The sequence below is a fragment of the Pontiella agarivorans genome (genome assembly GCF_034531395.1).
In the GTDB taxonomy this organism is placed as follows: domain Bacteria; phylum Verrucomicrobiota; class Kiritimatiellia; order Kiritimatiellales; family Pontiellaceae; genus Pontiella; species Pontiella agarivorans.
The window spans coordinates 397,835-416,784 of record NZ_JARVCO010000007.1; the positions used below are offsets into that span (position 1 = coordinate 397,835).

General features: G+C 53.2%; 14 protein-coding genes. 5 read left to right on the top strand and 9 right to left on the bottom strand.

Annotated features, from left to right (window positions below; translation table 11 throughout):
* Positions 1–12 precede the first annotated feature (12 nt).
* From P9H32_RS06655 to P9H32_RS06670, 4 genes are all read right to left on the bottom strand, one after another.
* On the bottom strand, positions 13–456 hold the full coding sequence (locus P9H32_RS06655) for a Fur family transcriptional regulator (RefSeq protein WP_322608107.1): 444 nt from the start codon (positions 454–456) through the stop codon (positions 13–15).
* Positions 449–1,831 (bottom strand): glutamate synthase-related protein, encoded by a 1,383-nt coding sequence (locus P9H32_RS06660; RefSeq protein WP_322608108.1) that lies wholly within the window; start codon positions 1,829–1,831, stop codon positions 449–451. Before P9H32_RS06660 ends, P9H32_RS06655 begins: the two co-directional genes overlap by 8 nt.
* Positions 1,832–1,894: 63 nt before the next feature.
* Positions 1,895–3,769 carry a thiamine pyrophosphate-dependent enzyme gene (locus P9H32_RS06665; protein ID WP_322608109.1) on the bottom strand — a complete coding sequence of 625 codons (1,875 nt, stop codon included), beginning with the start codon at positions 3,767–3,769 and terminating at the stop codon, positions 1,895–1,897.
* Positions 3,770–3,872: 103 nt separating this feature from the next.
* Positions 3,873–4,463, bottom strand: a complete 591-nt coding sequence (locus tag P9H32_RS06670) for an SAM-dependent methyltransferase (RefSeq protein WP_322608110.1) — start codon at positions 4,461–4,463, stop codon at positions 3,873–3,875.
* A gap of 149 nt (positions 4,464–4,612) precedes the next feature.
* Here P9H32_RS06670 and P9H32_RS06675 point away from each other — a divergent pair, with 149 nt between their 5' ends.
* Together P9H32_RS06675 and P9H32_RS06680 are read left to right on the top strand one after the other, a co-directional pair.
* Positions 4,613–8,182: a DEAD/DEAH box helicase gene (locus P9H32_RS06675; RefSeq protein ID WP_322608190.1), complete on the top strand. Its 3,570-nt coding sequence runs from the start codon at positions 4,613–4,615 to the stop codon at positions 8,180–8,182.
* Positions 8,183–8,301: 119 nt separating this feature from the next.
* Positions 8,302–11,529, top strand: coding sequence for a sacsin N-terminal ATP-binding-like domain-containing protein (locus tag P9H32_RS06680; protein WP_322608111.1), 3,228 nt, complete (start codon positions 8,302–8,304; stop codon positions 11,527–11,529).
* 109 nt (positions 11,530–11,638) lie between these two features.
* Here P9H32_RS06680 and ahpF read toward each other — a convergent pair whose 3' ends face one another.
* Positions 11,639–13,195, bottom strand: coding sequence for an alkyl hydroperoxide reductase subunit F (ahpF, locus tag P9H32_RS06685; protein WP_322608112.1), 1,557 nt, complete (start codon positions 13,193–13,195; stop codon positions 11,639–11,641).
* A gap of 249 nt (positions 13,196–13,444) precedes the next feature.
* Positions 13,445–14,008 (bottom strand): peroxiredoxin, encoded by a 564-nt coding sequence (locus tag P9H32_RS06690; RefSeq protein ID WP_322608113.1) that lies wholly within the window; start codon positions 14,006–14,008, stop codon positions 13,445–13,447.
* 188 nt (positions 14,009–14,196) lie between these two features.
* Here P9H32_RS06690 and P9H32_RS06695 point away from each other — a divergent pair, with 188 nt between their 5' ends.
* Positions 14,197–15,075: a LysR substrate-binding domain-containing protein gene (locus tag P9H32_RS06695; protein WP_322608114.1), complete on the top strand. Its 879-nt coding sequence runs from the start codon at positions 14,197–14,199 to the stop codon at positions 15,073–15,075.
* 57 nt (positions 15,076–15,132) lie between these two features.
* Here P9H32_RS06695 and P9H32_RS06700 read toward each other — a convergent pair whose 3' ends face one another.
* From P9H32_RS06700 to P9H32_RS06710, 3 genes are all read right to left on the bottom strand, one after another.
* Entirely contained in the window at positions 15,133–16,563 is a 1,431-nt protein-coding gene (locus tag P9H32_RS06700; protein WP_322608115.1) for a sensor histidine kinase, read from the bottom strand.
* The gene (locus tag P9H32_RS06705) at positions 16,564–17,217 is read right to left on the bottom strand and encodes a response regulator transcription factor (RefSeq protein WP_322608116.1); all 654 of its coding nucleotides are present in this window, start codon (positions 17,215–17,217) and stop codon (positions 16,564–16,566) included.
* Between the two features lie 223 nt (positions 17,218–17,440).
* Positions 17,441–17,713, bottom strand: coding sequence for a PLDc N-terminal domain-containing protein (locus P9H32_RS06710; protein WP_322608117.1), 273 nt, complete (start codon positions 17,711–17,713; stop codon positions 17,441–17,443).
* A gap of 311 nt (positions 17,714–18,024) precedes the next feature.
* Here P9H32_RS06710 and P9H32_RS06715 point away from each other — a divergent pair, with 311 nt between their 5' ends.
* Together P9H32_RS06715 and P9H32_RS06720 are read left to right on the top strand one after the other, a co-directional pair.
* Positions 18,025–18,516, top strand: coding sequence for an EF-hand domain-containing protein (locus P9H32_RS06715; RefSeq protein WP_322608118.1), 492 nt, complete (start codon positions 18,025–18,027; stop codon positions 18,514–18,516).
* A gap of 214 nt (positions 18,517–18,730) precedes the next feature.
* Positions 18,731–18,946, top strand: a complete 216-nt coding sequence (locus tag P9H32_RS06720; RefSeq protein ID WP_322608119.1) for a 4Fe-4S dicluster domain-containing protein — start codon at positions 18,731–18,733, stop codon at positions 18,944–18,946.
* The last annotated feature ends 4 nt before the right edge of the window (positions 18,947–18,950 follow it).

The window sequence follows — 18,950 nt, forward strand, 5'->3', positions numbered from 1 at the left end:
CCTTGTTGTTAGTTAACTTGATTTACAGTTGTGGCAGACGCCGTGTACCTGCAGATGCAGAGACTCAACCTCGCCTAGATTTTCAATACCCTCCGGCAGGGCGGGAGGGGTGCTCAAATAGATGTCGGTAATTTTTCCGCATTTAGTGCAGATATAATGGTGGTGCTCGTCGGTATTGGCATCAAATCGCGCGCGCCCGCAAACGGGATTCACGCGGCTGATCAGTCCGGTCTCCTCCAGCGAGGCCAGCGTACGGTAGACCGTATCGGGGGAGATGGTCGGCAGGCGTTTCCGCACCCGTTTGAAAATGGTGTCCGCATCCGGATGTTCGCCGGAGGCGGCGACCTCCCGGAAAATTTCCATCCGCTGATGCGTCATACGCAGGCCGTTGGCGCGACACGTTTCAGTCAGCTGCCCGAGGCGCTGCTCTATTTCTGCTGGATCAATCTTATGCATGTTCAATATCGGTATGCGCCGAAATCTCCGCGTTGGTGGTGACCAGGTTTCTGGTATTCAGGTCCGACACTTCCGTGTGGCCGGTGATGCGGGAAAAGGTTTTCAGCTCTTCCGTGCAGACGTTCAGATAGTTGGCCAGACGCTGTGCCGATTGGTCGATGTCGAAGCGTTTCCGCAGTTCGGGATCCTGGGTGGCAATCCCCACGGGACATTTTCCTGAATTACACATACGGTACTGCTGGCAGCCGATCGCCATCATCGCGGCGCTGGCCACGGCCACGGCATCAGCCCCCATCGCCAGCGCTTTAGCCATATCCGATGAAACACGGAATCCGCCGGTGATGATCAACGATACTTCGGAGTTTACGGCATCGAGATATTTGCGCGCACGGTGCAGGGCATAGATGGTTGGAATCGAGGTGGAATCCTTGATGTATTTCGGGGCGGAGCCCGTGGCACCGGCCCGGCCGTCGAGCGTGATAAAATCGGGATTGGCCGTCAAAGCAAACGCCAGGTCATCTTCGATATTTCCCGCCGCCATTTTGATGCCGATCGGCCGGCCGCCGGAGGCTTTCCGCAGTTCATCCACCTTGGCTTTCAGGTCATCGGCGGTTTGAATGTCGGGAAAGGTCGAGGGACTGATAATTTCTTCGCCGACTTTACGGCCGCGTACAGCGGCAATCTCATCGGTCACTTTATCGGCCGGCAGATGGCCGCCCATGCCGGGTTTGGCTGACTGGCCGATTTTAATTTCGATGGCATCTGCGCGCTGCAGATTTTCATCTGTCACGCTGTAACGGTTCGGGACATATTCAAAGATATACTTATGCGCGGAGCTGATGCTCTCTTCAAGAATACCGCCCTCGCCGGAACACATCCCGGCTCCGGCCAGCGCACTGCCTTTGGCCAGTGCAATTTTGGCTTCTTTCGAAAGCGCCCCGTAGGACATGTGCGAAACCAGAATCGGGATATTCAGCTCCATTGGTTTGGCGGCGTTTCTGCCGATGACGGTTTGGGAGGAAACGTCGGCATCGTGCGCCAGCGGCATGGGATTGAGCTGGGCGCCCCGGAACAGCAGATCATCCCAGGAAACAACCGGGAGTTTCGTCCGCATCGGTTCATAAATAGAGTGCCCGGTTTTGGCCATTTCATGGATGTCCTTCATCCCGTTTTCGGTTTCATCGGATGGCCGCTCCCACTCTTTCAGATAGGGAGAGGTTTCCTCGTGCGGCAGCAGGTTGGTTGAATGGCCGACCGGTTCTGCTTCCGGTTTTTTATCGAACAGCTCTGCACCGGCACCGCAGACCGGGCAGGCTTCGGGGGCTTCGGGGCCCTCGTGTTCATAACCGCAAACCGTGCATATATATGTTGTCATTGTTTTCGCCTAATCCATTTACATTTTTAAAAACAGTCGTTTGTCAGCAGCATCGTGCGCCGTTTAAATCAGTTCCGGATCGCACATGATTTCCACCAATGCGGGTCCTTCATGCGCCAGTGCGGTTTTCACGGCGTCAGCAATTTCATCTGCTTTAGTAACCCGGAACCCTTTGGCGCCGCAGATTTCGGCATACGCGGAAAAGTCCGGATTGTGCAGGCCGGTTTCCCAGACCGTCATTTCAGCCATGCGCTGTTCAGTACTGATTTTTCCGAGCTCATGGTTGTTGATGAGGATATGGGTGATGTTCATGCCGTACTTCACAGCCGTGCAGAGTTCGCCCATGTACTGCCCAAACCCGCCGTCGCCCGTCAGGGCAATAATCGGTCGGTCCGGGGCTGCCGCCCAGGCCCCCATGGCGGCGGGATAGCCGAATCCGATCGAGCCGAGATACCCCGACATCAAAACCGGTTGACCCTTGCTTTCAAAATAGCGCCCGAACGAATAGGTGTTGTTGCCCACGTCCACGGCAATTACGGCATTTTCCGGAATCAGTTCGCTGAGTGTTTCAAAGACGATCGCTGCATTCAGGCCATCACCCTGATCTTTAGCCGCGCGATTTTGTTTCTCGGTTTTCCATTTGGCCTTTTTCTCCGCAATTTCAGTACGGCGGTCTTTACTCGCCGGATCTTCCAATCCCTGTAAAAGCAGACCGGCGGTTTTTCCGATGTCTCCCACCATTGGAACATCAACCGCATGGAATTTTCCGAGGGTGATCGGATCGCGGTCCACCTGAACGGTTGCAATATCCGGGGTAATGCCGGTATGGGCGGAAAAGGAAGCGCCGAAAACGAGGAGGAGGTCGGCGGAGTTCATAAAGTGGGCGGAAACCGGTGTGCCGCTGCGGCCGAGTACACCGCAGCCCAGTTCATCGTCGTCGCGGATCAGCCCTTTAGCTTTAAAGGTGGTGATCACCGGGCAATTGAGTTTTTCGGCCAGCTTTTTAACCGCGTCCATTTCAAACCGTGCGCCGTGGCCGACGATGATGGCCGGTCGTTCGGCTTTGTTTAAACGTTCCAGTGCCTGGGAAAGAGAAGATGCTGACGGTGAAATTGCAAGATCCGGAAGCCGGCCTTCCGGATTGCCAGGGGGTTGATTCGGCACGGGCAGCGTCTGTACTTCGTTCGGGAAAATCAGGTGGCCGACATCGCGTTGCAGAATGGCATTTTTCAGCGCAAGATTCATCAGTTCCGCATGATGACTCGTTTCAAGCACCGTCTGGCTCCAGCAGGCGACACTGGAAAAGGCTGACGCGAGATCCACCTCCTGAAACGCTCCGGGGCCGAGCACCTGCGTGTCGATCTGTCCGGTAAGGGCCAGAACCGGAACGCGGTCCATGCGGGCATCCCAGAGTCCGGTGAGCAGGTTGGTGGCACCGGGGCCCGCAATAGAAAGACATGCAGCGGGTTTGCCGGTGAGTTTCCCGTAGGCCGAGGCCGCAAACGACGCCGCGCCTTCGTGCCGGATGCCGATATACTTCAGTTTGCCTGCTTCGCATTGCTTACGGATCGCATCCGCCAGTCCGAGATTGGAATGGCCGACCATACCGAAAACGGTATCAACGCCCCAGTTGACCATGGTTTCGGTCATGACTTCGGAAACAGTCCGCGGTGCTGCCGGATTTTGTCCGGGTACCGGTGTTTCAGCGACCACTTCAGTAAATTGATCTGCAGGAACACCGCAGACCGGGCAGGTCTCCGGCGGCTCCGGGCCTTCGTGTTCGTATCCGCAGACGGTGCATTTCCAAAGCCTGGAAGCCGGTGAAGCGGCCGAAGTTTCCCGTTCAAAAACCGAGGCGGGTGCGCTGCACACGGGGCAGGTTTCCGGAGCCTCTTCGCCTTCGTGAATATATCCGCATACTGTGCACTTCCACGTCATGGACCCAATCCCCGTAAATAAGAACTATTCCTATATCGGAGATAACGGAAGCAGGCCAGAGCAAAAAGCCGGGGTGGAGAATAGGTATTTTGTCTAAATAGATCTATGTCTTGCGGGCCAGTAACTGCACAACGGCACCGGGGCCGTAATGTTTGCTGCCTTCGTTGACTTCGCGCTCGGTTTCCAATGCCTGGAAAACTTCCAGGGATTGGAAATCATCTTTCAGCATTCCGGCGCTGTACAGGAGCTCCGGAACCGGGGGGCCGCCGGTGCCGGGCATCTCCAATTGCCGGGGAGTGTAGGCCTCGAGTAGAAAAATACCGTTTTCAGTCAGCGCCTCGGCTGAAGCGGCATGAACCTTTTTGCGGAGCGGGGGCGGGAGATGACAGAAAATGGAGACGATGTTGTCCCAGCAGTTCGGCTCTTCCGCATAGTCGTTCAGGTCCGCACAGATCGTGTTTATTTCCACGTTGTTTGCTTCGGCCAGTTCGCGGGCTTTGGCCAGCCCGGTTTCGGAGAGGTCGACCGAGGTGACCTCAAACCCCAGTTTTGCCAGATATACGCCGTTTCGTCCTTCGCCGTCCCCCAGACAGAGGACGCTGCCGGGTTTCAATTTATCGGTGTTGGCTTTAAGGAAGGCATTGGGTTCTGTGCCGTAGACAAATTCATCGGTTGAATAGGTTTTGTCCCACATTTCTTTGTACCTTGTTTTTTTGACACGATAACAGGATTCGCTGGAGTTGTGAACCTTGCTAATGCGCTTGCAAATATACCCCATCTACGTTGTTCTCTATCGTGTGCCTAGAAACTTTAAAATACAGGATGTGGGGGAAGGGTGTGATCATGATTGATGTGGCGATTGCGGGAAAACTGTCGGCGTTATTGCAAATGTCCACGAGGCATCTGTGCAATTGGCTGCGCGATTCTTTGTCAAAGCTGGATCAGGACTGGTGGAACTCGTTGGTTCTTTCCAATCTGTCGTATCAGCAGCGCCGGCGGGTGGAGCAAAGCGGGGTGACAACTCTTTCGCAGCTTGATCTAGCGGCTTTGTTACGTGTGTTGGATCGCAACTGGTATGAGATCTCGACGCGGTTCAATCTGACGAATCAGGATCGTAACTATCTCAAGGAGATGCAGACCGTGCGCAACCGTTGGGCGCATATGGATGCGCATGGGATTGAGCCTGACGACGTTTACCGCGATGTTGATACGCTTCAGCGTTTCTTGCGCGCCTTGGATGCGCCTGACACCCTGCTCGATTCCGTCGGACAGGTGAAAGATCTTGTCCGGAATGCGGAAATCGCGGGGGCGGGATCCGTGGAGCAACCCGATATTCTGCAGGAACCCCCGAAACCGGATGAACCGGAATCATCCGGTTTTTTTAGTGTCGGCAGTTTGGTTGCGCTTATTAGTAATCCTGAAAAAACGGGCGTGGTGATGAGTTCCGATGGTTCGGGCGATTCCGCCAAGTACACGGTCTTTTTGGATGGGAGGCCTCAGCCGTTTTATGTCACTCAACTTCAGCTCGCGGATCAGGTGTCCGATAAAAAGGTGGTCGAACTCAACGAGCTGCATAGTCTCTTGACGGGATTGCAGATTAGGCATCCTTCTCTTTCGACCCTCTATTCTCTGAATGCCGCCCGCATCGATTTCGTTCCATATCAGTTTCGTCCGGCGCTGAAAATTATTCAATCCGATCAGCCGCGCCTTTTGATTGCCGATAGCGTTGGTGTGGGCAAGACCATCGAGGCGGGGTTGATCCTGCGTGAGCTGCAGGCGCGGAGTAATGTGGAGTCCGTGCTGATTGTTTGTCCCAAGCCGCTCGTTGCCGAGCGCAAGTGGGAGCTGGAAATGAAGCGTTTCGATGAGCGCTTTGTCCCGCTTGACGGCAAAGCTCTGCGCCATTGCATTCATGAAACTGATTTGGATGGGGAGTGGCCGGACTCGCATGCCAAGGCCATCCTTCCGTACTCACTTCTTCAGGATGAGGCTTTGTTGAACGGCAATGCGAATGGTCGGAAGAAGCAACTGGGTCTGCTCGATCTCGATCCTCCGCCTAGGTTCGATCTGGTTATCGTGGATGAGGCGCACCATGTCAGGAATGCCTCTACCCACGCTTATAAAGCGGTTAGCTATTTTTGTGAGCATGCCGAGGCGGTTGTTTTGCTCACGGCAACCCCGGTGCAAATGGGCAACAACGATCTGTTTACGTTGCTGAATCTGTTGCGCCCTGATCTGGTGATCGATCCTGAAACCTTCGGGCACATGGCCGAACCCAATCCCTTCATCAACAAAGCCGTTAATCTGACGCGTGCGGGAGATGACGATTGGCAGGCAGGTGCTGTGGAAGCTCTGAACAATGCCGCGGGTACCGCATGGGGACAATCCATCCTAAAGAACAGTCCCGGATTCCAGACTTTGGTGAACGCGCTCGAAAAAAGCCCGTTATCGCGGGAAGAGCGTGTTGGTCTTGTGCGTCAGATGGAGGGATTCCACAGTTTTTCGCGGCTGATTAATCGAACGCGGCGCAGGGATATAGGAACCTTTTGTACCCGCAAGCCGGAGACCGTGGCGGTTGATTTCACGGAAGCTCAAAAGCAACTGCATACCGATCTGTTGAATTTTCAGGCCAAGGCGTTGGCGATTGTGCACGGTAGCCAAAACGTGCAGTTCATGATGAGCACGATCCGTCGTCAGGCGGCAAGCTGCATCTTTGGTTTGGCGCCGTTTATCTCCGATATTGTTCAACGACGGATCTCTGAACTCGAATGGCAGGAATCAGCGGACGATAACGGCGAACCGCCTGAATTTGTTAAGGTGCTGGAAAAAGAGGCGCGGGATATTGTCGCAGCGGCGAATGCATTGCCTCCGGAAGATCCCAAATATGACGCACTTCGGCGCATCGTGAACGGGAAGATTGAATTGCCGAATAACAAGCTGATGGTTTTCAGCACCTTCCGGCACACGTTGGCTTACCTAGAGCGGAAACTCCGCGCCGACGGTATTCGCGTTGGTATGGTGCACGGGAACGTTAAGGATGAAGACCGTCTTGTGCTGCGCAACCGTTTCGAGCTTCCCAAGGAAGATTCCGCCGCTTTGGACGTGCTGCTCTTTTCCGAGGTTGGGTGCGAGGGCCTCGACTATCAGTTCTGCGACATGATGGTCAATTATGATCTGCCGTGGAATCCCATGCGGATCGAGCAGCGCATCGGCCGCATCGATCGCCGTGGGCAAAAGAGTGAGGCGGTCGGCATCTACAACATGGTTACGCCCGGCACGGTTGACGCGGACATTTACAACCGCTGTCTATCGCGTATCGGCGTCTTCGAGGCCAGCATCGGGGAGTGCGAAGAAATTTTGGGGGATATCACCCGCGAGATCAGGAATATCGCCGATAACCTCGAGCTCACAAAAAAAGAGCGTCAGTCAAAGCTGGAGCAACTGGCCGACAACGAAGTCCGCAAGGTTCAGGAACAGCAGCGTTTGGAAGAGCGTGAGCACGAACTCTTTGGCCTGAGGCTTCCCCGCAATGTCCCCGATGCCGAACTACGGGCATCCGAAAGCTATTGGCTTTCGTCGGCATCTCTTCAGCGCTTTGTGCTTCAATATCTGAACCGGCGCCTCGGTCAATCGGAATATATCTTGGGCGAAAAACCGCTGAAAACCCTGCGCCTGTCGCAGGAGGCCCGTGGAAAGCTGTTGGAGGACTATCGCAAGTTGGCCGTCTCTAAGACTCCCATGAATCGGGATTGGGAAAAATGGCTCAAGGGGGCCGAACTCCATGCCTCCATCACCTTCGACTCCGCCTGTGCCGCGGATCATCGCGAGTCGCTATTCATCATGCCCCTGCACCCGTTGGTGCGGCAGGCCGCGAGCTATCTCGATGTCGCCGAACCCGTCCACACGGCGTTGCGCGTGCGGGGCAATGGACTGGTTCCGGGCAGTTATCCTTTCGCTGTCTATGCATGGGAAATCAAAGGACTTCGTCCGGAACTTCGGCTTGTTCCCGTTTGCGACAACGAAGAAATAAGGCTGGGCTTCTTCGACTTCCTTGAATCGGGCGCCGCGGTTGATCCCGTGCAACATCCGGTGCAGGAGGTGGAGGTTGACTCCCTCGATAAGGTGCATCATGAGTTATGGTCATTGGAGAAGGCGGAGCATCAGGCCCAGACCGCCGAGATGGTTCGGTTCCGGCAGGAAAGTCTCGAAACCAGTACCCGGGGGCGAGTGAATCTGTTGGAGGGTCGGCTTAGCGAGGCAACCAATGCGAATATCCAAAGAATGCGAGAGAGTCAGCTTAAAAAATGCCGCGTTGATTATGAGCGGAAGAGGGCAGAACTTGAATCTGCACAATTAACCGCTGACATTCATGCTCGGCCTGTTGTGTTTGGAGTCTTGGTGGTGGAGGAGTAAAATGCCGCCGCCGAAGCCCGTAATCGTTTTGTCATCCAAAACGCTGATGATTTATACATCCCCCACAAAACTCCTGGCGGTATGCGCGATCGGTTCTTGAAGGAAATGGAGAAATAACAATGCCCAGTGATTATGAATCGATAACCAAAAGCAACATTAAGGATTTGGGAGAACGGACTTCGTCCAGAAAATCGCAGGTTAATCTATACTCACAGCCTACCCACTTTATCTATGAGCTATTGCAGAATGCCGACGACTATGGTGCGACAACAGTCGAGTTTCGGCTAAATCCAGACGAATTAATTTTGGAGCACAACGGAACACCTTTTCAGGAAGAAAATGTCCGGGCAATCAGCGATTTTGAAAATAGCACAAGCAAGGATGATGAAACTAAAACCGGGCGGTTTGGCCTGGGCTTCAAGTCCGTCTTCGCTTTTACAGCAACCCCGCAGATTATTTCAGGAGATGAAAGTTTTGAGATATACGGATTATACCGATTGCGGGGAATAGATCAGCCTGACGATTTCCCCAACGAGAAAACCCGTATCGTGCTCCCCTTTAACCACTCCACAGAAAACCCCGATTTTGTCGAGCAGGAAAAAAAAGCCGAAGATGCTTATGAAGAGATAAGCGCAAAACTACAGGACATTGGCCTGACGACGCTCTTGTTTACCAAAAATGTGCAGGAAGTCAGGTGGTCGTTTGGCAGTGCGACTGGCCACTATTTGAAGGAGATTTATGATAATGGGCAAGTCTATCTCACGGATGGAGAGTCGGAGCAGACGTATCTTGTGTTCCAAAAATCTATCGAATGGGAGGAGGAGAAGCTAAATCCCATATCCATCGCATTTCTCATGGAAAATGGACGTATAGTGGAAGCTCCGAATCGAAGTCTGTTTGTTCTGTTTGAAACCGCATTGGAAACGCATCTTGGTTTTTTGGTCAATGGCGCATTCCGTACAACTCCCAGCCGCGAGAACATTCGCTATGAAGATGCGTTGAATAAGCATCTCATTCTGCAATTGGCAGAGCTCTTGGGTGAGAGTATGGGACAAATTAAAACCATGGGCTTACTGGATGTTTCTTTTGTGCAAAGTCTGCCTATAAAAGTTACTGATGTTAGCAGTTGGGGAAAGGCAGACTGGCAACCGGATTATCCAAGGCAGTGGCCATTCATGCCCTTGTACCAGCGCGTAAGGGAATGTTTTCTTAATGGGGAGTATTTGCCAAAAGATCAGGATGGAAAACACGCGAATGCAGGAAATGCACTGCTTGCCCGCGGGGAAGAGTTGCGTGCATTGTTCCCGGAAAATATATCCAAGTATATTTGGGGAAAGCCACGGATGTGGCTCGATGGTGGCATAACGACGGATAAGACGCCCGCGTTACGGGACTACTTGATTCATGAGCTTGCGGTAAAAGAGGTTTCCCCTCCGGATGTTCTGGGGCGTCTGGGAACATTGGGGACTTTGGCTATCCCACTCTTCGAGAATTCGTCTCTGGCATGGTTGATTCAATTCTTCCTATTTGCGAATGCGAAAAAATCCCACAAAATAGAGGTTCTTAGTAAAAATGTCCATTGCATTCCGTTACAGTCCGGCGAATGGGTTGGCGCAAAAAATGGGAATGTCGTGTTCCATGAGAAGGCTACTGTTTCAACCGATATACCTATGTTGTTGTTCCTGCTAAAAGAAGAGGCTGGCGAGAAATGGGAAGATGTGAAGGAGTTTCTTGAATTTCTTGGGGTTCATCAATTTAACAGCCGGGACGAAATTTGGATTTTGCTGAATACGGTGTATTGCTCTGAAAAAAAAGTTACGATTTCCGTTCAAGCTCATTTGAATCATATGCGTACGTTCGTTGCTTATTGGGAGGATAATAGATATGACGCACATGCTTTGTTTTCAGGGGTTCCAATCTTTTTGGTGGATGAGTATCCCGGTGTCGAAGACGGGGTGTTGCTGAAAACTGAACAGGTCGATTTCTTCTTGCGAGGGAGCCAGTGCTATATCGATCAACCGATTAAAACAACCTTCTTGTCGGATGTGTTGAGTTGCAATGACGAAAATACCCGTTCACTACTATCCCATTGTTACGTTGGTCTAGGTCAGGAATTCATTGATTTCGCAGAAAGTTTGGGCGTTCAAGGTAAGATAGAACCAATTAAGTGCAATGGGTGGGAGAGTGAAGGGATAAAGAGGGAGTTTAACAGGGAGAGATCAACATTATGTCACTCGAATTATAAGTTGCCGGAATATTTGGAGGATTTATTGAAGAAGGCCGTTGCGCCGGATAGTTTGGAATACGAACGGAAATTCAATGCCTCAGTTCTAATATGGGAGCTGATGTGCAAGGCAGGTGAACCTCATTTAACCGCACAGTATCAGGCCAACAGAAACCGTAATACCCAGTTTCAATCCTCGAAATTAATACAGCAATTAGCGGAATTCCCTTGGTTGTTGCATAAGGATGGTGGCTGGAAGCGTCCTTGCGATTTGACTAATGAGACGCTTTACACGGGGGTGACGGATGATGATCCAACACCGACTTTCGATATTTCAGAGGCAACGAATGGTTGGTTAAAGCTTGTTGGCTTTGGGCAAAGCGAGGAACGGCAGGCGGCAGCAAGGGTTTTAGGCATCGAACAGGATGACGTGCTGGTACTTGAGCAGTTGAAAAAGGATCCTAAGCAATATGAAAAGCTCCGTTCACAGTGTTCAGAAAATGAATCTGTTGAGATTGCCACAATCAATGTGGAGGAAGGTATGGGCGACAGTTTTAACAAGCCAGGGAAAACAGAACTGAATGAACATTATGAGTCCGAGGATGATTCCTTTTCGGAAACTTCAAAAAATCCCGTGCAGAGGGAGAAAAAGCTGGATGCAGGGGTCAAAGAACGAAAAAGGAGTGAACCCCCGTCTTCTGTAAGAAAACAGGTGCGGGTGAGTGAAACTCTTGAGTGCAAAGATTCACAAACGAGGGAAACGATACTTCAGTGGTATAAAGGTAAATGTCAGATTTGTGGCGAGACTTGGCCAAAACGGAATGGGAAACCGTATTTTGTGGCGGCATATCTCATCGAACACAAAAAGGGACGTTGGATTGATGAGCCCGGCAATGCGATATGTCTATGTGCGAAACATTTTGCGCAGTGGCGTCATGCATCGAAGCAGCAATGCTATGAGATTCCCGAGTGGATTATGGCGCAGAAAACATCGAAGGAAGGCGGGATGTTTCCTTTGAGGCTGGAGTTTGAGCTGTTGGGTAAAAAGGAGAGTATCAAATATCGCGAGGATCATTTCCTTGCGTTGCGCTCAATGGTGAAAAGTGACCATGATCAACGGTAAGCAGTCAAGGGTTTAAATTTTTCGTCCCACATGGCTTTCTCCAAATAAGAAGCCACAGATGAACACGAACGGATATCCGTGTTTTTCCGTGTTGATCCGTGGCCGAAAATTATGTGTATGCGAGCTGACTAATCTTTCCGCGGGCAAAATCTTCAAAGGCGGAGAGTCCGGCTTTGGCGCCTTCACCCATCGCGATGATGATCTGTTTGTAGGGAACGGTGGTCAGATCGCCGGCGGCATAGATGCCGGTTTTGTCGGTGCGGCAATGACCGTCCACGACAATTTCACCCATTTGGTTCATTGCAACGAGATCCTTGAACGGCGCGCTGTTCGGACTCAGACCGATCTGCACAAAGATACCGTCGGCATGCACCGTCCGGGTTTCGTTCGACACGCGGTCGGTGAATTCGATCCCGGAAACCTTGTCGCCGTTATCGAGTACCCTGGAGGCCGCCGCATTCGTGTGAATGGTGACGTTGTTCAGCGAACGGGCTTTGTCGATCAGTACGCCGTCGGCTTTCAGTTCATCCGCAAATTCAAGCAACGTTACCTGTGAGCAGATGCCGGCGAGGTCGATGGCGGCTTCGACGCCGGAGTTTCCGCCGCCGACCACGATGACCGGTTTATCTTTATAGAACGGGCCGTCGCAGTGCGGGCAGAAGGCGACGCCGCGGCCGATATTTTCCTTTTCGCCCGGGATGCCGAGCTGTCGCCATTTGGCTCCGGTAGCCAGCACCAGTGCGCCGGTGGTGACTGTTTCGCCGCCTTTCATATGCAGTGTTTTTCGGGTGCCGTCCTCTATGCCTTCGACGCGGCGGTGCTCCAGAATGTCGATCGGATATTCGCTGATGTGTTTGAAGAGGCTTTCGGCCAGGTGCGGGCCTTCGGTGTAGGGAATGGAAATCAGATTTTCAATGCCTTTGGTTTCGTTCACCTGTCCGCCGATCTTTTCCGCAATGATGGCGGTTCGGAGTCCTTTACGGGCGGTGTAGATGGCGGCTGATGCGCCGGCGGGACCGCCGCCGATAATGGCAACGTCATATTCTTTCACTTCGCCGGCCTGGACTTCGCCGGCCCCGTAGTGTTCTTCCAGTTTATCAAGCAGTTCGGAGAGTTCCGCCTTTCCGGCGTGGATCAGCGTGTCGTCGGCAAAAACAGCGGGAACGCCCTGAATTTTACGTCCGGAAATTTCTTCCTGAAAGTGGGTTCCTTCGACCATTTCATGATGGAAGTTGTCGTGAATCAGCGCCATCTGGTTGAGTGCCTGCACTACGTCCGGGCAGTTGACACACGACGTGGAGACATAACTCACCAGCTTGACGGGACCTTTGAGTGCGGCGATGCGGTTTTTGATGCCGTCATCCGGCCACTTGCCTTTTCCGTCGGCATTGAGGATGGCGAGAATCAGGGTGGTGAATTCGTGGCCGCCGGGAATACCGCGGATGATGATCGGGAGCACTTCGCCGTTGCGTTCAATCTGGAACTGCAGCCCTTCGGCCTCCTGTTCGACCACGGAGATTTTATCGGAGGTGGAGGCGACTTCGTTAAGCATTCCGACCAGTTCTTTTTCCGCCGGATGTCCCTTGGCGGAAACCAGCAGGCGATAGGTGGAATTCAGTTCGGCGTAGACGCCTTTAAGTTGCTCTTTAACGGCTTGTTCTAACATAGGTTATCTCCTGGCTTTAAGCAGTCGTGCACTGCGGTGCGCAAAATCCCTGGGGATTGCGGTGTGCTGCGGTATGGAAATAGATTCAAGGAGAGCACCCCGCTCTCCTTTTTTTGAAGGATGCCTCCCGCCCCGAAGGGGGGCGGGGCGGGAGGACTTGGGATGGTGTTTTTTTAGGGAAAGGGATAGGAGGGTCGCCGTCTCCGACGACCGTAGACAGCAAGGGTGCTGTCGCTCCGGGGTTTCGGTTTAGATTTTTCCGACGAGGTCCAGACCGGGGGTCAGGGTATCAGAGCCGGGTTTCCAGTTGGCCGGGCAGACCTGGTCGCCGTGTTCGTGAACGAACTTGGCGGCTTCGAGTTTGCGCAAGGCTTCCGCAGCGGAACGGCCGATACCGAGATCGTGGATTTCAGCGGTTTTCAGTACGCCGTCGGGATCAATGATGAAGGTGCCGCGCAGGGCGAGACCTTCTTCTTCGATGTAAACACCGAACTGTTTGGAAACGGCACCTGTCGGGTCAGCGCCCATCGGGTAGTTGACTTTGCCGATGGCTTTGGATTCATCGTGCCAGGCTTTGTGCACGAAGGCTGTGTCGGTGGAAACGGAAATGACTTCAGCACCGTTTTCCTGGAATTTCGGGTAGAGTTCCGCCAGCTCTTCGAGCTCGGTCGGGCAGACAAAAGTGAAGTCAGCCGGATAGAAGGCCACAACGACCCATTTGCCTTTATAATCCGACAGCGCGATATCCTTGATTTCGTCGTTCTGGAAGGCGGCCATGTTGAACTCTTCTACGGGTTGTCCGATTTTTACCATTTTTCTATCTCCTAGTTGTTCGTTGTATTTTTTATTCCTGGCAGGAACTGAACGTTTAGTCCGTTTCGGGATCCTGCCGTTCAAAGTTTGTTTCCCTTCGATGCGCAATAACCTGATCCATAATTCATATTTTGTAAAATATATAGAATTTACTGGAATGATAACTTTTATTTATGGATGGTTCGGCCATGAATTTACAGGCATTCAAATATCTGATGGCATTGGATGAACATGGCGGGTTTCATAAGGCGGCGGATGCCTGCCACGTGAGCCAGCCGGCCCTGAGCATCCAGATTAAAAAGTTTGAAGAGGAGCTGGGCATCTCACTGCTGGAGCGCGGACACAAGGAATTTATCTTTACGCCGGCGGGTCTCGAGGTGCTGGAACGCGCGCGGGGCATTATGCGGCGGGTCGGGGAGATTGAGGAGCTTTCCAGGCTTTGGAACGATCCCTATTCCGGTGAGCTTTCCATCGGGGCGTTTCCGACGCTGGCACCGTATTATTTTCCGCAGATTCTGGATCATTTTATCGACAGCTATCCGGAGCTGCGTATCAACCTGATCGAAGAAAAGACGCATGTGCTGATTGAGCGGCTGAAGGCGGGGACGCTGGATGCGGCCTTTCTGGCGGAGCCGGTCGAGGATGCCGCACTGGAGCACGGCACGATTTTTTCGGAAGAGTTTTATGTGGGTATTCCACCGAACCATGCGCTCTCAAAACGTAAGACCGTGGATCCGGCTCAGCTCTCTGCCGAAAAACTGCTGTTGCTTGAAGAGGGGCACTGCCTGCGCGGTCAGGCGCTGGAATATTGTTCTACGGCCGGCATGGGGGAGGTATTAAACTTTCGGGCTTCATCGATGGAGACGCTGCTGCAGATGGTGGCGATGGGGCGCGCCATTTCGCTGATTCCCGACTGCGTTGCGAAACGCAATCCGCAGATTCATTATGTGAAACTCAAGGGTGGCGGGGCGATGCGCACCATCGGTCTCTACTGGCGCCGTTCGAGCGTTCGGAAAGACCTGATGCGCGAACTGGTGGATGATTTGAGCCGGGAGTATGGGAAGTAACGCCGCTGGAAGCCGGCGATACGCAAAACATACCGCCCGCTTTCAGCTGGCCATGGATTACGCGAGGGGAATCCGGATCGTGAAGACGGCACCGCCGTCGTTGTGGACATCGATTTTTCCGCCGTGAGCTTCGACGAGGCTTTTCACGATAGAGAGGCCGAGTCCGGCACCGCCCTGTTCGCGGGAGCGCGATTGATCGGCGCGGTAAAAGCGTTCAAAAATCCGGGCCAGCGAATCTTCGGGAATTCCGGAGCCTTCATCGGAGATTGTGATTTCTGCAAAACCGTTTCTTGGGGTTAAAGCAACATGAATCGGGCAACCGTCAGGATTGTGCAGGATGGCATTGCGGATCAGATTCATCAGTATTTGCTGAATACGGGTTTCATCCACATCGGCATTGAGCGAAGTTTCCACAGAGTGGAAATCGACGGGATGCAGATCGGAGAGAAAAGCTGCGTCTTCAACGGTTTGGAAAACGATGTTGTTTAGGGATTGTACGGTTTTGTTCAGAGGAGCTTCTTTCCCATCGATACGGGTCAGATCGAGCAGGCTGTCGGCCATGGATTTCATCCGTGTTCCGGCCCGCAGACAGGCTTCCAGGATCAATTGATATTCGGCAGGAGTACGCACTTTTTTCAGTCCGGCCTGGGTCTGGGCCAGCACGACGGCGATGGGGGTGCGCAGTTCGTGCGAGGCATCGGCGGAAAAACGTTTCTGATTTTCGATGGCGGCGTCGAGGTGATCAAAGGAACGGTTCAGTGTGCCGGCCAGGCTTTCGAGTTCTTTCGGAGCATCGGCGAGTTCAATTCTGCGGCTGTGTGCTCCGGCCGAAATCTCTTCTGCCGTCCGGCTGATTTCCCGGATGGGTTTCAGTGCCCGGCCGATCATGATGCGTCCGCCGCCGAAGCCGAGCAGAAAAATTCCGCCGCCGATAAGGATAAGGTATCCCCGCAGGTTTCGGAGCTGCCGGCTGACTTCATCCAGGGGTTTTCCAATCACAACGAGGGCTCCGGTTGGGTGCCGGGTGACCAATTCCCGGGCACCCTGCCGGACGATGTACATTCGGTCTTCAGTCAGTTGTTCATAATCAGTGTATTGCACTTCAGGGGTCTGACCGATGTGGTGGGTGAGGCGGCCTTCCGGATCCCAGGCCATCAGATAAAGGTTGTCGTCGGGCAGCTGCTCGAGAAACTGCTGGGTTTCGGTCTCCAGCATGGAGACTTCGTCATTCTGGGGGCCGAGGTTCGGCAGTTCGTGATCCGGCGGCGGCCGGTCGAACCGGGACTGGAATCCGGTGCGGCGGGCGTCCGGCGGGGCGACGGTGGGGAGGACTTCGATCAGGGTACTTTGCAACGTGGCATCGATCCGGTTGATGGCCGAAGTACGCTGCAGATGATAGTGCAGGAACAACAGCGTGATCAGCACTGCAGCGAGCAGCAGCATATTCCACATGATCAGCATCCAGCGGATGGAACGGTGGGATTTCATTCAGGCGCCCATCGTGTAGCCGAGGCCGCGGCGGGTTTTGATGTATGCACCGCCCAGCTTGCGACGTGCATTGCAGACGTGGACATCCAGCACATTTGAGAGGGAGTCGTCGTCCTCGTTGAAAAGATGTTCATACAGTTCGGTGCGGCTGACGACGGCATCGCGATGCATCATGAGATAGTGCACCAGCGCATATTCCAACGCGGTGAGTTTGACGGGAGAACCTTCGACGGAAACGGTTTTTTTGACGGTATCAATTTCCAGCTCCTGGAAGGAGAGTGTGGCGGTTGATTTTCCTGCGGCGCGCCGGATCAGGGCCCGAAGGCGTGCGGCGAGCTCATCCATATCGAACGGTTTGACCATAAAATCATCGGAGCCCAGATCCAGTCCGCGTATCCGGTCATCCACAGCACCGCGTGCGGTCAGAATCAGCACCGGTGTATCTTTAACTTTGCGCAGTTTTTCCATCACTTCCCAGCCGTTCATGCGGGGCATCATGATGTCGAGAATGATGGCGTCATAGTTCCACTCCACCGCCATATAAAAACCCTCTTCGCCATCTTCGGCCTGGTCGACGGCATAGCCCTCATCTTTCAGGGCCATGGCCAGCGCTTCTCTGAGATCCGCTTCATCTTCCACAATCAGCAACTTCATAGCTGTCTCCTTGATGCATACTGTAATGCGATCTTTATAGAGCGGCGAACCTTAAGATCAGATTAAGATGAGGATGTCACTTTTTTCGATTAAACGGGGCGTTACTATCAACGGGCCGGTGTTCTTTCGGACGATGTGTGGCCGTTCTACGGTATTATGAATTGCCTGGCCGCTCTGGGTGAAACCGAGGCGCTGTTGGATATTGCGGAATAAAATACGGGATTTAGCACAGGGCGTTTTTCGAATCATCTTCACCGTCGGTTTGCAGCCGGTGTTCCCGGATCCGAGCCGGTCTTCGCACAAAGCAGTAGGTCAGCGAACCGATAATTCCGATCAGAATAATAACGATCAGCCAGACCAGTCTGTCACTTCCTTCGGCCGATTCATGCTTTGAGCAATCGACTATCGTCCAAATCCAGAAAACAGTCGGCAGGATCAGGAGCAGCACCACCAGTCCGTCCGGTCCTCCGGATATTCCAAAAGAAATCGCATTCATATTATTCCCCAATGCTGTACTGCCGGAATTCACAGGCCGCAGGAAGCCGACTTTTCCGACATTCAACGCATTGTTTCATATATGCGTATGATGCGTCAGTATATATGTCGATTTTCCTGTCCGGGGTGAGGCGTTGCACCATACCCGGAAGGAAGGCTGCGGAGACGAACGATGGTGGCGTTGAAGTAGATAAATCCTGAATAAATCAAATCCGCTCTCCGCTTAACGTATTCTTAAGGCAGCGGGTGCTATGTTCACATTCAACGATCGAAAACAGCACAGAACATTTCACCAACAAGAATGGAGATACTATGAAAACACAACTCATCATCGCAGCCGTATTCGCCGCCGGAGCCGCTCTTGCACAACAGCAGGGCGGGCAGGAACGCCGTGAACCTCCGACCGCGGAGCAGCTGATTGCCCGGCTGGATAAGGATAACGACGGAAAAATATCGAAGACGGAATTCGACGGACCGTCTGAACATTTTACGCAGTTTGATGCCAACGGGGACGGTTACCTGAGCAGCAACGAACTGCCGTCCGGTCCGCCGTCCACCGGCCGGTCCGGTCAGCAGGGTATGCAGAACCCGGCGGGGGCGCAGCAGGGGACTGTCTCCGGGAGCCGTTCCGAAGCGGACTTTGTTACGCGGTTGGATAAAGACGGCGACGGCAAGGTTTCGAGCTCTGAATTTGACGGACCGTCCGAACACTTCACGCAGCTCGACCAGAACGGCGACGGATATATCAGCTCTTCCGAAGCGCCGTCGGGTCCTCCGCAGGGACAGCGCGGCGGACGTCGGTAATCATCTGTTCGACGGTCCGGGGGCATCTGCCTCCTCCACCTTCCGGGATCCCCCGGGCGGTCGACGTTATCTTTCCTCCCAACAACCGATCCGGTCATTGGACGTGTTCCAATGGCCGGATTTTTTCCGGCGCCGGTCGCTTAACCTTTCCTTAAGGTTTCTTCCGCTAATCTGGATTCCAACAATTGGAAACCAACCCATGGAGGCCGTGCTTATGGCAATCGAACGAATAGACGGATGTATTGGATGCGGAACCTGTGTTTCCGCATGTCCCACCGATGTGTTGAGGCTGAATGAAAAAAACGGCAAGGCGGAGATTAAATACCTGCAGGAATGTCAGGTGTGCTACCTGTGCCAGCAATACTGTCCGGTGGATGCGATCACTATTACCGATGGACGGGTCATTCCTTCCGTAACCGCATGGGGATAAACCG

Coding starts and splice junctions, on each gene's coding strand:
- P9H32_RS06655 (WP_322608107.1), bottom strand. CDS start 456: ATGCATAAGATTGATCCAGCAGAAATAGAGCAGCGCCTCGGGCAGCTG.
- P9H32_RS06660 (WP_322608108.1), bottom strand. CDS start 1,831: ATGACAACATATATATGCACGGTTTGCGGTTATGAACACGAGGGCCCC.
- P9H32_RS06665 (WP_322608109.1), bottom strand. CDS start 3,769: ATGACGTGGAAGTGCACAGTATGCGGATATATTCACGAAGGCGAAGAG.
- P9H32_RS06670 (WP_322608110.1), bottom strand. CDS start 4,463: ATGTGGGACAAAACCTATTCAACCGATGAATTTGTCTACGGCACAGAA.
- P9H32_RS06675 (WP_322608190.1), top strand. CDS start 4,613: ATGATTGATGTGGCGATTGCGGGAAAACTGTCGGCGTTATTGCAAATG.
- P9H32_RS06680 (WP_322608111.1), top strand. CDS start 8,302: ATGCCCAGTGATTATGAATCGATAACCAAAAGCAACATTAAGGATTTG.
- ahpF (WP_322608112.1), bottom strand. CDS start 13,195: ATGTTAGAACAAGCCGTTAAAGAGCAACTTAAAGGCGTCTACGCCGAA.
- P9H32_RS06690 (WP_322608113.1), bottom strand. CDS start 14,008: ATGGTAAAAATCGGACAACCCGTAGAAGAGTTCAACATGGCCGCCTTC.
- P9H32_RS06695 (WP_322608114.1), top strand. CDS start 14,197: ATGAATTTACAGGCATTCAAATATCTGATGGCATTGGATGAACATGGC.
- P9H32_RS06700 (WP_322608115.1), bottom strand. CDS start 16,563: ATGAAATCCCACCGTTCCATCCGCTGGATGCTGATCATGTGGAATATG.
- P9H32_RS06705 (WP_322608116.1), bottom strand. CDS start 17,217: ATGAAGTTGCTGATTGTGGAAGATGAAGCGGATCTCAGAGAAGCGCTG.
- P9H32_RS06710 (WP_322608117.1), bottom strand. CDS start 17,713: ATGAATGCGATTTCTTTTGGAATATCCGGAGGACCGGACGGACTGGTG.
- P9H32_RS06715 (WP_322608118.1), top strand. CDS start 18,025: ATGAAAACACAACTCATCATCGCAGCCGTATTCGCCGCCGGAGCCGCT.
- P9H32_RS06720 (WP_322608119.1), top strand. CDS start 18,731: ATGGCAATCGAACGAATAGACGGATGTATTGGATGCGGAACCTGTGTT.